Here is an 11,819-nt window from a genome sequence, read left to right as displayed (position 1 = left end):
CTCAGTCCACGGCGGTTCCCTCGAGTTCGACCAGCTGGCCGGGAATCGCCAGGCGGGTCACGCCGAGCATCGTGGTGGCCGGTGCCACCGCGGCCGCGCCCAGCCGGGCCGCCAGCACGCCGTAGTGCTGCAACAGCACGTCGACATCGGTCGTGTAGACGTTGAGGCGGACCAGATTCGCCAGTGACATGCCCGCCTCGGCGAGCACGGCCGCCAGATTGTCGAGGCTCAGCGCCAGCTGCGCGGCCATATCGCCGTCGTGCCGCGGCGTGCCGTCGCCGCTCATCGCCGTCTGCCCGGAGCAGTACAGGGTCCGGGTGTGCCCGGCGACGAGTTCGCCCTGGTTGAATCCCATAGCCACCGACCAGGTCACCGGGTTGACCGCAGTTCGTTCCAGTACCACTTCAGCTCCATTCGATTCGTCGAAGTACCGGCGCCCTCGGTCCGATGACCGATGTCCGTGCCGCCGTGGTGGTAACCCTCGCAAGCAATCACGACATCCTGTGTCGTGTATTCGGTAGGGTTTTCGGGTGCGCGCAGACCGGTTGGTGTCGCTGGTGTTGTTGCTGCGCCAGCGCGGTCGCCTGACCGCGACCGAGCTCGCCGACGAGCTCGAGGTGTCCACCCGCACCGTGCTGCGCGATATCGAGGCGCTGTCGTCCGCGGGCGTCCCGGTCTACGCCGAACGCGGGAGACACGGCGGTTTCGCCCTGCTTCCCGGCTTCCGGACCGAGCTCATCGGGCTGAACCACGAGGAGGCGCTGGCCCTGCTCGTCGCCGGATCACGGCGCGGCACACAGGCTTTCGGTCTCGGCTCGGCGCTGGCCTCGGCCATGCTCAAAGTTGTCGACGCACTGCCGGACACCTACCGTGATACCGCCGCCGAGGTGGCCGAGCGCCTGCTCATCGATCCGGAGACCGATCTGCTGTCGCGTCGGCTGGTCGACGACGAGGTCCCCGGCGACATCTCGGCCGAGGTCCGCCGCGCGGTGTTCGCCGGCCACAAGCTGCGCATCCACTACGCGGCGGTCGACCGGGCGCCTTCCTGGCGGACGGTGGACCCGATCGGCATCGTGATCGTGCGTGACCAGGCCTATCTCCTGGCCACCAGGTCCGGCGCGGACCGCACCTACCGGCTCTCGCGGGTGCTCGCCGCCCAGGAGCTGCCCGAACCGGCACAGCGACCGGACCGGGTCGATCTGGACCGGGCCTGGCAGGAACGCAGCACCCGGTTCCGCACCGGCGGTGACCAGATCGCCGCGCTGGTCCGGGTACACCCGGCGCGCAGAGAGGAACTGGTGCGCACCGCGCTGGCCGTCCGTTCCGAAGAGCCCGACGGCGACGGGCTGCGGCTGGAGGTGACCTTCCAGGACTCGCGGCACGCCGAATGGGCGCTGTGGCAGCTCGGCACCGACGCGGAGGCGCTGGCCCCGTTGTCGTTACGTGCTTCGCTACGTGCGCGCGCCACCGCCATCGCCGCCCGATACGGCGCGACAACGGCTCGGCAACCTGCCGGCGGGCCGGAGTGACCGCGCGAATCGGCCGACAGGCGAGGCGAGCCCAGCGGCACCGGAGCGCGTGGTTCATCCGTTTCGGGTGAAGCGTGCTGGTGCGCGCCTGCCTAACGTCGGCGACGAGGGGCCGATGCTGTCGACGAAAGAGGTCGGGCATGACTGCACCGCAGTACATTCGTGGCGGCTATCCCAGCCCGGACGCTGTCCGCCGCGCCTACGACGAACTGGACTACCACCGGGCGCTGGCGATGTATCGGTTCTTCTTCCCCACCGTCTCGCTGGAGGCCACGTGGCGCGAGTATCTCGCGGCGGGGGCGGTGCCGAACCGGGTGATGGCGCTGCTGGTCGGCACCCCGGATCAGTTCGCCTTCACCGCCGATTCCGATACGCCGTACGCCGGACTCACCATCGACCTGTCGGACGGACCGATGGTCGTCGACGTGCCGCCGGGCACGCTCATGGGCACCGCGAACGACCTCAACCAGCGGTGGGTACTCGATCTGGGGCTGCCCGGACCGGCGGGCGCCGAGGGCGGCAGACATCTGCTGCTGCCGCTCGGCTACGACGGGCCGATACCGGACGGCTGTTTCACCGGCACCGCGACGACCAACCGGGTGCTCGTGCTGGTGCGCGCACTGCCGCACGGCACCGAGGTCGACCCCGCGATCGAGCTCGTGAAGCAGGTGCGGGTATATCCGCTGGACGCCGACGCCGAGTCGAATCCCCTGGAGTGGGTGGATCTTTCGGAGCAGAAGGGGCTGGACTTCTCGCCGGTGCGGTGGGAGGAGACCCTCGACTACTGGCGAGTCCTGCACGAGATCCTGAACTCCGAGCCGCCCAATCCCGACTTTCACTACCAGTACGGCGAACTCGCGGCGCTCGGCATTCTGCGCGGCGCCCCGTTCGCCCCCGACCGGCGGATGACGGCCATCCTCACCGACGCGGCCCGCCGGGGTCATCTGCACCTGTGCGTGCAATCGTTCGCCGATCGTCGACCGGACAAGCAGGTGTGGCCCGACAGCCGGTGGGAATGGGCTGTCCTGCGCCCGGCGAACGGCACGTTCGACGCCGCGGGCTACACCGACCTGTACGCGCGCGGGAAGTGGTTCTACCAGGCCCAGATCGTGTCACCGGCGATGCTCGCGCGCAGTCCCGGCGCCGGCTCGCTGTACTGGCTCGGCCTGCGCGACTCCGCGGGGGCCTACCTCGAGGGCGCGGGCTACTACAGTCTCACCGTCGCGCAACCGGTTCCGGCGACACTGTCCTGGTCGATCACCGCCTACGACGCGCGCACGCGCAGCCAACTGCGGAGCCCGCAGAACCGGCCCGTGCTGCGCTCCCTGTACGAACTCGCCGATGTAGACACGACCGCGCCCCTGACCCTGTACTTCGGGCCGACCCCGCCACCGAACACGCCCACCGATCGCTGGATCCAAACCGTGCCGGGCACAGGCTGGTTCACCTACTTCCGCATCTACGGCCCCGACGGGCCGGCCTTCGACGGCAGCTGGCAACTGCCGGACTTCCGGCGTCACGGCTGAGCGTTCCTCAGCGGGCCCGCAACGTCACCACGGTGATGTCGGGCGGCGCGCCGACGCGGACCGGCGGGCCCCACGCGCCGATACCGCGCGTGGTGTACAGCTGCAGGTCGCCGATGCGGCTCGCACCGGCGACGGTGCCGTTGATCCAGCCGACCGGATACCTCAGCGGCCACATCTGACCACCGTGGGTGTGTCCCGACAGTTGCAGGTCGACCCCGCGCTCACTCGCCCCGGCGCCCTGCAGGGGCTGGTGGGCGATGAGCATCTGTTGCGCAGGGTGGTGAGACCGAGGGCGTCGTAGTAGTCGAGCCAGTTGTCCGGACGGTCCACGTACCCTTCGTGATTACCCGCGACGACGAACTTCCCGCTCTTCGCGCGCAGCCCCGCGAGCGGATCGATATCGGGGCCGACATGGACGACCGCGCCGTCGAGCAGATCACCGGGCAACACGATCACATCGGGCTGCTGGGCATTGACCAGCTCGACCACCCGCCGGGTGAAGTCGGCGCCACGCGCCGCGCCGACATGGATGTCGGCGACGACCGCGACCCGCAGCCCGTCGGCCGCGCGCGGCAGCTCGGCGAAGGACAGGTCGGTCTCGAGCACCCGCAGGTCGTTCGCCTCGGTGACGCCGTAGGCGACCGTCCCGAGGGAAGCCACGACCAGCACGCCCGAGGCCACCTGGATCAGCCCGCGACGGTGCCGGAACTCCAGCAACCGGGCCACCGCGAACACCACGCCGAGCACGGCCAGCCCGATCAGCAGGTAGAAGATCACCGCGAGCCAGACCTCGCCCCACCACACGATCGGCCGGATCGGCTGCGGCGAGTACGCGTTCCCCGCGCCGACCGCGACGACCGGGGGAATCCACAGGAGGACCAGCCCGACGGCGAGCGCACGGCGGGCGGTGCGGCCGAGGCCGGTGGCGACGCCGAGCCGCCGGTAGAGCAGCCAGTGCACGAGTCCGAGGATCGCACCGAGTGTCCCCGCCGAGGTGCGCAGCGTTGCCCGGCACGCACCGGGGACGGGCCCAGCGGCCCGTGACCCACCTCACCCCGCGGACCAACCCCTGGGGAGCAGGCACAATGGAGGGCGATGAAACCCTGGCAGCTCGACCTCAACGCCGACGACGGCCCGCCCGGGAACGGGGAGCGCGCCACCGTCGAAGACATCCGAGTCCTGCGCGAGCAGTTCGTCGACTTCATGCTCGGCTACAAGTTCGCGATCGACGAGATCACCACCAAGATCAACATCTTGCGCGAGGACTTCAACAACACCCACGAGTACAACCCGATCGAGCACGTCGGCTCGCGACTCAAGTCGCCCGAGAGCGTGCTGGAGAAGGTGCAGCGCAAGAACTACGCGATGAACCTGGCCGCGATCCGGGAGAACGTGCTCGATATCGCCGGTGTGCGGGTGGTGTGCAGTTTCATCTCCGATATCGGCACGATCCGGGACATGCTGGCCGGTCAGGAGGACATCACCGTCCTCGAGGAGCGCGACTACATCACCCATCGCAAGCCGAACGGCTACCAGAGCCTGCATCTGATCGTCTCGATCCCGGTGTTCCGCTCCGACCGCACCCAGCGGGTGCCGGTGGAGATCCAGATCCGGACCATCGCGATGGATTTCTGGGCCAGCCTCGAGCACAAGATCTACTACAAGTACCGGGGTGAGGTGCCGCCGAACCTGCGCAGCGACCTCGCCCAGGCCGCCGAGGTGGCGACCCAGCTCGACGAGAAGATGGAGGCGCTGCACCGGCAGATCGACCGCACGGCCCAGCCGCGGGCGCACCCGGCCGAGACGCTCGACCTCAGCGTGCTCTACCACGCCTTCACCGCGGGCGCCCCGCACCGCTGAGCGCGCCGGGCTACCCCATCATGGCCAGCAACCCCAGGTCCGGCGCGAGGGCGCCGTCCTGGCCGAGCGCGGTGAAGTCGGCCTCGACGTCGGCGCGCGCGAGTGCGCCCGCGCGCACCGCCCGATAGCGCAGATACGACCAGAGGAAGACGTCGAGGTTGTCGAAGCGGGTGCCGCCCTCGAGCACTTCCTCCTCGTGGAACCACACCGCGATCTGGCCGGTGGCGAGCACGACGTAGAGGTTGCCGCCGCCGTCCGCGCCGATCGAGAACACGTCGTCGTCGGTCAGCTCGGTGGTGTAGTCCGCGTCGAGGATGCCGCAGTCGTTGCCGGCGAAGTCGAAGGCGTAGGACCAGTCGAAGATGTCGAGGAACTGCGGCAGCCGACCGGAGCGGACCCGGCGGTCGAAGGCCGCGAGCGCGGCCGCGTCGGCGGGGGCGAGCCGGTCGAGAAGCGGTGCGACCGAACGGGTTTCGGCCGGGATGACGACGGGTTCGGCAGCCGGGAACCACCGGGCGAGATCGCCGTCGAGGTCGCGTTCGGTGTAGCCGAGGAGATCGGCGGGAGTGAGCGTCACGCCGGCCAGTGTAGGAACGCCGACCGACATCGGCGCGCTGTCGCCGTCAGGCCGGTTGCAGGACGCGCATGATCGGGTCGTAGGCCCAGTTCAGCAGCCGTTCGGCGTCTTCCTTGGCGGCGGCGCTGCTGTGCGCCGAGCTGTGCAGCACCACGCCGATCACCGGGATGCCCGCCCGGACCGTCTCGAACAGCAGGCAGTGCCCAGCGGCGTTGGTGCTGCCGGTCTTGATGCCGATGGTGCCGGGGTACTCCCGCAGCAGCCGGTTCGTCGTCTCCCAGCGGTGTTCACGGTTCCCCGGTCCGGCGGGCACGAAATAGTCACGGGCGGCGACGATCTCGCGGAAAACCGGCAGGCTCATCGCGCGCACGCCCATCGCGACCAGGTCCACCGGTGTCGAATGGGTGGAGTCGTCGGTGGGGTTCGGCAGGCCGCTGGGATCGGTGAATTGTGTTCCCGCCAGGCCCAACAGGCGCGCGGTGTCGTTCATCTTGGCGATGAACGCGTCCTGGCCGGGGCCGAACGACTCGGCGACGGCGTAGGCGGCGTCGCAGCCGGACGGCAGCATCAGCCCGTACAGCAGCTGCCGGGCGGTGAGCACCTCGCCGGGCGCCAGGCCCGCGGTGCTCCCGTTGTGCTCGGCGCAGTACCCGACCACCTCGTTCGGCACCGTCACCGGTCGCTCGAGATCGTTGCCCGCGATCACGACGATGGCCGTCATCACCTTCGTGATGCTGGCGATCGGGACCGGGGTGTGCGCGTTGCGCGACCACACCACCGTGCCAGTGAGGCCGTCGGCCAGCGCCGCCCCGGTGGCCTGGACGCCCTCCGGACCGACCGTCCAGGGCAGCTGATCGAGGGCGGCGCTGCCGGAGGGCGCGGCACCCGCGACCCCGTGACCAGCGGCGACGACCATAACTCCGGCGACAACAGCGTGCAACATCCCGGCAAATGTCCGCATGGCGACATTCTGTCCCACAAGCACGCCGAGTCGTGGGATTTGACCACCGCTTTTCCGCATCGGCCGGTTCCCTCGGTCGCGACACCGGCATAACGGTTGACTGTCCGCGCGCCGGGCTGCACTGTTGATAGCACTGAGCGTCGCGCGTGTCGGTGGTCCCACAGGATCGGCCCTGTTCGCAGGGGGTATCAGCGAGCTACTCGGAAACGGGAAGGACGCGATGACGATGAACGGTCGCCGGAATCGCCGCAATCGAGAGATTCGCGAAGTTCGAGAGATCCACGCTCGGCCGTCGCACCAGATCGCCAAGTTCGTCCTGTCGACGCTGATGCTGGTCTGGTTCGGGCTCGGGCTGCTGGCGGCGGCACAGCGCCAGTACTTCGCGAACCCGCCCACCGACTGCGGTGGCCTGGGCACGATCGGCGTCACCGTGCTCGCGGGCCCGCTCAACTATCTGGGCGCCAATCCCCGGATCGCCTCGTGCCAGCTGCCGGAGCCGAGCCGATGAGCATCACCGGCTAGGGTCGATCGGGTCGACCCGAGGAGGATCCGAGCATGAGCGCGTCGCCGAGCAAGCGCACCCCCAGCCGCTGGGATGAGCTCACCGCCGCCGACCCGGCGCATTCGACCTGGTATGTGGAGCGCTTCCGCTCCCTCGCCGCCGCGGGCGAGGATATCGTCGGTGAGGCGCGCCTGATCGACGCGATGCTCGGGCGCGGCCGGCGGGTGCTCGACGCCGGCTGTGGGGCGGGCCGCATCGGTGGCTACCTGCACGAGGCCGGGCACACCGTGGTCGGCGTCGACGGTGATCCGATTCTCGTCGAGGCGGCCAGAGCGGATCATCCGGGCCCGACCTGGCTGGTCGGTGACCTCGCCGAACTGGATCTGCCGACCCGCGACTTCGACGTGATCGTGTGCGCGGGCAATGTGATGACCTTCCTCGCCCCCTCGACGCGGTCGGCGGTGCTGACCGCCTTCGCCCGGCATCGCGGGCCGGGCGGCCGGGTGGTCATCGGTTTCGGCGCGGACCGCGGCTACGAGTTCTCCGAATTCCTGGCCGATGCCGAATCCGCCGGGCTCACCGTCGATCTGCTGCTGTCGACCTGGGATCTGCGCCCGTTCACCGACGACGCGGACTTCCTGGTGGCCGTGTTCTCCTGACGCGCGACCGGCCGTCGGTGGGACGCGCCGACGGCCGAGACCGGCTAGCCTCGTGGCATGCCCGACCCCGAGGTCTCGCCGCCCCCGCGCAACGGCGTGGGGCTGTCGGCGCTGGTGCTCGGCATCGTCGCCTTCGTGCTCTCGTTCATCCCGTTCGCCGGCGAATTCCTGGCGGCTCCGACCGCCGTGGCCGCGGTGACGGCGGCGTTCTTCGGGTGGGACCGCATCGAGCGCGGCGAGGCGACCAATCGAGCCGACACGCTGGTCGGCGGCATTCTCGGCGCCCTCGCCCTGGGACTGAGCCTGCTGATCTACCTGGCGACCCGCTCCGGCTGAGGCACTACTCGCCGCGCACCACCGCGCGGGCCGCGGCGCGCGCGGCGACCAGGATCGGGTCCCAGACCGGCGAGAACGGTGGCGCGTAGCCGAGATCGAGCGAGATCACCTGCTCCACCGTCATCCGCGCGGTGAGCGCGACGGCCGCGGTATCGATGCGTTTCGCGGCGCCGTCGCGACCGACGATCTGGACGCCGAGCAGCCGGCCGGTGCGGCGTTCGGCGAGCATCTTCACCGTCATGGGCGCGGCGCCGGGGAAATAGCCTGCGCGGCCGGTGGATTCGATGGTGACGGGGTGGAATTGCAGACCCGCGCGCACGGCGTCCTTCTCCCGCAGGCCGGTGCGCGCCACCTCCAGATCGCACACCCGGCTGATCGCGGTGCCGACGACGCCGGGGAACGTGGCGTAGCCGCCGCCCACGCCCGAGCCGATGACCTGGCCGTGTTTGTTGGCGTGCGTGCCCAGCGGCACGTAGCGCAGAGCGCCCGAGACCAGGTCGAACACCTCGACACAGTCTCCACCGGCCCAGATCTCGTCGTGCCCGCGCACACGCTGGGCGAGGTCGGTGAGCAGGCCGCCGGACTCGCCCAGCGGCAGCCCGGCGCGCCGGGCCAGGTCGGTGGCCGGGCGCACGCCGATCCCGAGGACCACCACGTCGGCCGGATACTCGGTGTCGGCGGTCGTCACCGCGCGGACCCGGCCGTCCGCGCCGGTCGGCAGACCCGTCACCTCGGCATCCGGCACGACCCGAATTCCCATCCCCTCCATGGCTTTCCGGACCAGTGCGCCCATGTCGGGGTCGAGCGAGGACATCGGTTCGGCGCCCCGGGTCACCATGGTGACCCGGAATCCGCGGGTGACCAGCGCCTCGGCCATCTCCACACCGATGTACCCGGCGCCGACGACCACCGCTTCGCGCCCCGGGGCCGCCGCCAGCCCGTCGATCAGGGCCTGCCCGTCGTCGAGGGTCTGCACGCCGTACACGCCGTCGGCATCGATGCCGGGCAGCGGCGGCCGCACCGGTGTCGCGCCGGTCGCCAGGACGAGCTTGTCGTAGTCGGTCCAGGACTGTGCGCCGGTGCCGAGATCACGCGCGCGCACCCGGCGACCGGCCGGATCGATGTCGAGCACTTCGGTCCGCAGCCGCAGGTCGATCCCGCGATCACGGTGCTCGGCGGGTGTGCGGGCGATCAGATCGTCGGCGGCGTCGACGTCCCCGCTCACCCAATAGGGGATGCCGCACGCCGAATACGAGCAATGGTGTCCCTTCTCGAACACCACGATCTCGAGGTCGTCAGCATCACGCAGCCTGCGGGCCTGCGACGCGGCGGCCATCCCCGTCGCGTCGCCGCCGATGACCACCACACGTTCGCCCATGCCGTCCACCGTACGGGCGCGACGTGTGATGGTCGGGGATCACACCATCTCGGGCACGCGCAGATGCGCGAATCCCAGCCGGAACTCGGCTACGTCGACGATCTGCGCACCCGTGACCCGGGTCGCCATCGCCCTGATCCGGTCCGCGTGCTCACGGCTGCTGTCCAGTTCCTCGCGACTCGCCCACACCGTCGAGCCGACGCCGCGGCCGGTGGCCCGGTCGACGAACAGGCTGGCGCTACGGAAACCGTCGAGCTTCTCGAACTCCGGCAGCAGTTGCGCCTTGAACGTCTCGATCGCGCCGTCGACAGCGGACGGGTCGACCTGCACCCACGTGCACCGCGTGCACGCGTTCGGGCCGGCCAGGTGGTCGCGGTGCATGACCGCCACTTCCCATTCCTCGACCTTCTCCACCGGTCCGTTCAGCGCCTGGGCCAAGCCGTCCCGCAGCATCTGGACGTGTGGCCTGCTGGCCTGCATCAACTCCTCGGATTCCCACGCGGTCGTCGCGATACAGCGTCCTGTCGCCCTGTCCACCATCAGCGACAGACCGACCCAGCCCTGGACTTCGGGCAGATTCCGCATGATGTCGTTGCGGAGGTATGCGATCCCGCCGTCGATCGACGACGGCTGGGCCGCGATTGTGCTGGAGCGTGCGTACACGAGCCACCTCCTACCTGGGTAAAGGCGGCGCCCCGGTGGGCACCACCGGACATACCCACTGTCCTCCACGCCCACCGCCGGCACAATGCCCATTTTCCGTCGTATTCGGGTAGGCGCAGGTATTGACACCGGCGAAATCCGGAGAACACTGGACATATACCGGAAAACCGGAAAAGAGCCGCACGGCCGAGCGGAGACGTCCGTCGACAGTGGCGACGATTTTCCAGGCTCCGGCCAGGCCCCCGGCAAGCAGATCGGACGACCAGGGCAGTCAGCGACGACTGAGGTTCATGGTGTCGGATCAACGCTACCGGGGACTGTTCTGTCCGGGGGTCCCGCGCACTGCCGAGGACGGTTTCGGTGCGCCCGCGCGCCACCGTAAACAAACCGTAAGGCGGTCCCGGCACGGTAGTTTTCGACAGCGAGACACCGCTGACGACAACCACCGAAGGGACATCATCATGGGCACCATCGCAGTACACGAATTCATCGCTCTCGACGGCATGTACGACGATCCGTCGTTCACCGTCGCCTACGGATTCGATCCGAAGATGGGCGAAACCCTCGGCGCGATCACCGGCGACGCCACCGCGATCCTGCTCGGCCGCAAGACCTTCGAGATGTTCGCCCCCGCCTGGTCGACGCGCACGGTCGAGGACGACCCGGGCGCCCCGTTCTTCAACGAGACCACCAAGTACATCGTCGGGTCGCAGGAGCCGAAGGAGCAGTGGGCCAACAGCGTCCGCCTCGGCGCCTACGACGTCGACGCGATCCGCAAGCTCAAGGACGAGACCGAGGGCACCATCTACATCAGCGGCAGCGGCACCCTGGTCCGCGCGCTGCTGCGCGACGGCCTCGTCGACCACCTGCACCTGTTCGTGTACCCCATCGCGCTGGGCACCGGCGAGCGGTTCTGGGTCGACGGCGAGCAGACCCCCCTCGCGCTGCTGTCGACCGACGTCTACGACAACGGCGTCATCCACCTCGACTACGGCCCGGCCGCGAGCTGAGCACCCTCGTCCCAGGCGGTGGTTCCGGGGGATCCGGCCCCCGGTCCCTGCCGATCGGTAGCCGTCGAGGCCATTTTGTTCGTAAAGTTCATGGGTATGACCACGCCTCTGCCGGACACCCGCGCTCTCGCCGGTGATCTCTCCCTGTCCACCGTGCGGCTCGCCCGGCGCCTGCGCGGCCGGCGCGCCGATCCGCACATCTCCCTGACGCAGCTCTCGGCGTTGTCCACGCTGGCCAGAGAAGGCGCGATGACACCGGGAACGCTGGCGGGCCGGGAATGCGTGCAGCCTCCGTCGATGACCCGTGTCATCGCGTCCCTCACGGATATGAACCTGGTCGAACGATCCCCGCACCCGACCGACGGGCGCCAGATCATCATCGCCGCTTCACAATCCGGCCTCGCCCTGCTCTCCGACGAGGCTCAGGCCCGCGAGGAATGGCTGACCGAGCAACTGTCCAAGCTCTCCGACGAGGACATCTCCGTCCTCACCCACGCGGTGGCCATCATGACCCACATCGTCAGCGAGCAGACACCGCTGGCAGGCTGACGACGTGGTTCGGTCAGCGCTGGCGCCAGCTCAGCGGACCCGGCAGGTCGACGCTGTTCTTCCGGGTGCGCGAGTTCCAGGTCCAGGGGCCGATCTTGATGCTCCACGAGGACAGACCGGATTCGGTGAAGTTGAATTTCAGCGGGCCGAACGACTTGCGCTGACGGAATCTGATGGGCATGTGAAGCCTTCCTGAGATCGGCTCCAGGATAACCGATCACGGCGGGTCGCACGGGACCCCGCGGTTCGGTCACCCGCCCTCGCTAGGC

16 protein-coding genes are annotated in these 11,819 nt (G+C 69.4%); 8 read left to right on the top strand and 8 right to left on the bottom strand.

Annotated elements, in window-relative coordinates:
* Position 1 precedes the first annotated feature (1 nt).
* Complete coding sequence (locus ATM97_RS27230; RefSeq protein ID WP_218721080.1) at positions 2-397, bottom strand: RidA family protein; 396 nt, start codon at positions 395-397, stop codon at positions 2-4.
* Between the two features lie 133 nt (positions 398-530).
* On the opposite strand from ATM97_RS27230, the gene ATM97_RS27225 reads away from it, so the two are divergent.
* Together ATM97_RS27225 and ATM97_RS27220 are read left to right on the top strand one after the other, a co-directional pair.
* Entirely contained in the window at positions 531-1,529 is a 999-nt protein-coding gene (locus ATM97_RS27225; RefSeq protein ID WP_218721049.1) for a YafY family protein, read from the top strand.
* A 140-nt stretch (positions 1,530-1,669) separates the two neighbouring features.
* Complete coding sequence (locus tag ATM97_RS27220; RefSeq protein WP_218721048.1) at positions 1,670-3,055, top strand: DUF1214 domain-containing protein; 1,386 nt, start codon at positions 1,670-1,672, stop codon at positions 3,053-3,055.
* 7 nt (positions 3,056-3,062) lie between these two features.
* Here the strand turns inward: ATM97_RS27220 and ATM97_RS34595 are convergent, their stop codons facing one another.
* Complete coding sequence (locus tag ATM97_RS34595) at positions 3,063-3,230, bottom strand: hypothetical protein (RefSeq protein ID WP_255588507.1); 168 nt, start codon at positions 3,228-3,230, stop codon at positions 3,063-3,065.
* Positions 3,218-4,015 carry a metallophosphoesterase gene (locus ATM97_RS27215; RefSeq protein ID WP_308248636.1) on the bottom strand — a complete coding sequence of 266 codons (798 nt, stop codon included), beginning with the start codon at positions 4,013-4,015 and terminating at the stop codon, positions 3,218-3,220. The genes ATM97_RS34595 and ATM97_RS27215 overlap by 13 nt, the downstream gene beginning before the upstream one ends.
* A 135-nt stretch (positions 4,016-4,150) precedes the next feature.
* Here ATM97_RS27215 and ATM97_RS27210 point away from each other — a divergent pair, with 135 nt between their 5' ends.
* Positions 4,151-4,915 (top strand): GTP pyrophosphokinase family protein, encoded by a 765-nt coding sequence (locus ATM97_RS27210; protein ID WP_218721047.1) that lies wholly within the window; start codon positions 4,151-4,153, stop codon positions 4,913-4,915.
* 10 nt (positions 4,916-4,925) lie between these two features.
* Here the strand turns inward: ATM97_RS27210 and ATM97_RS27205 are convergent, their stop codons facing one another.
* Positions 4,926-5,492: a hypothetical protein gene (locus ATM97_RS27205; protein WP_218721046.1), complete on the bottom strand. Its 567-nt coding sequence runs from the start codon at positions 5,490-5,492 to the stop codon at positions 4,926-4,928.
* A gap of 46 nt (positions 5,493-5,538) precedes the next feature.
* Positions 5,539-6,453, bottom strand: a complete 915-nt coding sequence (locus ATM97_RS27200; protein WP_255588506.1) for a D-alanyl-D-alanine carboxypeptidase family protein — start codon at positions 6,451-6,453, stop codon at positions 5,539-5,541.
* A 220-nt stretch (positions 6,454-6,673) separates the two neighbouring features.
* Here ATM97_RS27200 and ATM97_RS35095 point away from each other — a divergent pair, with 220 nt between their 5' ends.
* The 3 genes from ATM97_RS35095 to ATM97_RS27185 are packed head-to-tail and all read left to right on the top strand — an operon-like array spanning position 6,674 to position 7,950.
* A complete protein-coding gene (locus ATM97_RS35095; protein WP_374104909.1) occupies positions 6,674-6,961 on the top strand; it encodes a hypothetical protein in 288 nt (95 codons plus the stop codon).
* A gap of 47 nt (positions 6,962-7,008) precedes the next feature.
* A complete protein-coding gene (locus ATM97_RS27190) occupies positions 7,009-7,614 on the top strand; it encodes a bifunctional 2-polyprenyl-6-hydroxyphenol methylase/3-demethylubiquinol 3-O-methyltransferase UbiG (RefSeq protein WP_218721045.1) in 606 nt (201 codons plus the stop codon).
* 57 nt (positions 7,615-7,671) lie between these two features.
* Positions 7,672-7,950: a hypothetical protein gene (locus ATM97_RS27185; RefSeq protein ID WP_218721044.1), complete on the top strand. Its 279-nt coding sequence runs from the start codon at positions 7,672-7,674 to the stop codon at positions 7,948-7,950.
* Between the two features lie 4 nt (positions 7,951-7,954).
* Here the strand turns inward: ATM97_RS27185 and ATM97_RS27180 are convergent, their stop codons facing one another.
* Both ATM97_RS27180 and ATM97_RS27175 read right to left on the bottom strand, forming a co-directional pair.
* A complete protein-coding gene (locus ATM97_RS27180; RefSeq protein ID WP_218721043.1) occupies positions 7,955-9,328 on the bottom strand; it encodes an FAD-dependent oxidoreductase in 1,374 nt (457 codons plus the stop codon).
* Positions 9,329-9,367: 39 nt separating this feature from the next.
* Positions 9,368-9,991: a hypothetical protein gene (locus ATM97_RS27175; protein WP_218721042.1), complete on the bottom strand. Its 624-nt coding sequence runs from the start codon at positions 9,989-9,991 to the stop codon at positions 9,368-9,370.
* Between the two features lie 461 nt (positions 9,992-10,452).
* On the opposite strand from ATM97_RS27175, the gene ATM97_RS27170 reads away from it, so the two are divergent.
* Both ATM97_RS27170 and ATM97_RS27165 read left to right on the top strand, forming a co-directional pair.
* The gene (locus ATM97_RS27170) at positions 10,453-11,001 is read left to right on the top strand and encodes a dihydrofolate reductase family protein (RefSeq protein ID WP_218721041.1); all 549 of its coding nucleotides are present in this window, start codon (positions 10,453-10,455) and stop codon (positions 10,999-11,001) included.
* 96 nt (positions 11,002-11,097) lie between these two features.
* Positions 11,098-11,550 carry a MarR family transcriptional regulator gene (locus ATM97_RS27165; protein WP_218721040.1) on the top strand — a complete coding sequence of 151 codons (453 nt, stop codon included), beginning with the start codon at positions 11,098-11,100 and terminating at the stop codon, positions 11,548-11,550.
* Positions 11,551-11,563: 13 nt separating this feature from the next.
* Here the strand turns inward: ATM97_RS27165 and ATM97_RS27160 are convergent, their stop codons facing one another.
* Complete coding sequence (locus ATM97_RS27160; RefSeq protein WP_218721039.1) at positions 11,564-11,731, bottom strand: DUF4236 domain-containing protein; 168 nt, start codon at positions 11,729-11,731, stop codon at positions 11,564-11,566.
* Between the last annotated feature and the right edge of the window lie 88 nt (positions 11,732-11,819).

The organism is Nocardia sp. MH4, from assembly GCF_019266065.1.
Classification (GTDB): domain Bacteria; phylum Actinomycetota; class Actinomycetes; order Mycobacteriales; family Mycobacteriaceae; genus Nocardia; species Nocardia canadensis.
Note: the sequence above shows the minus strand (reverse complement) of the source record. Positions and strands in the feature narration are given on the sequence as shown.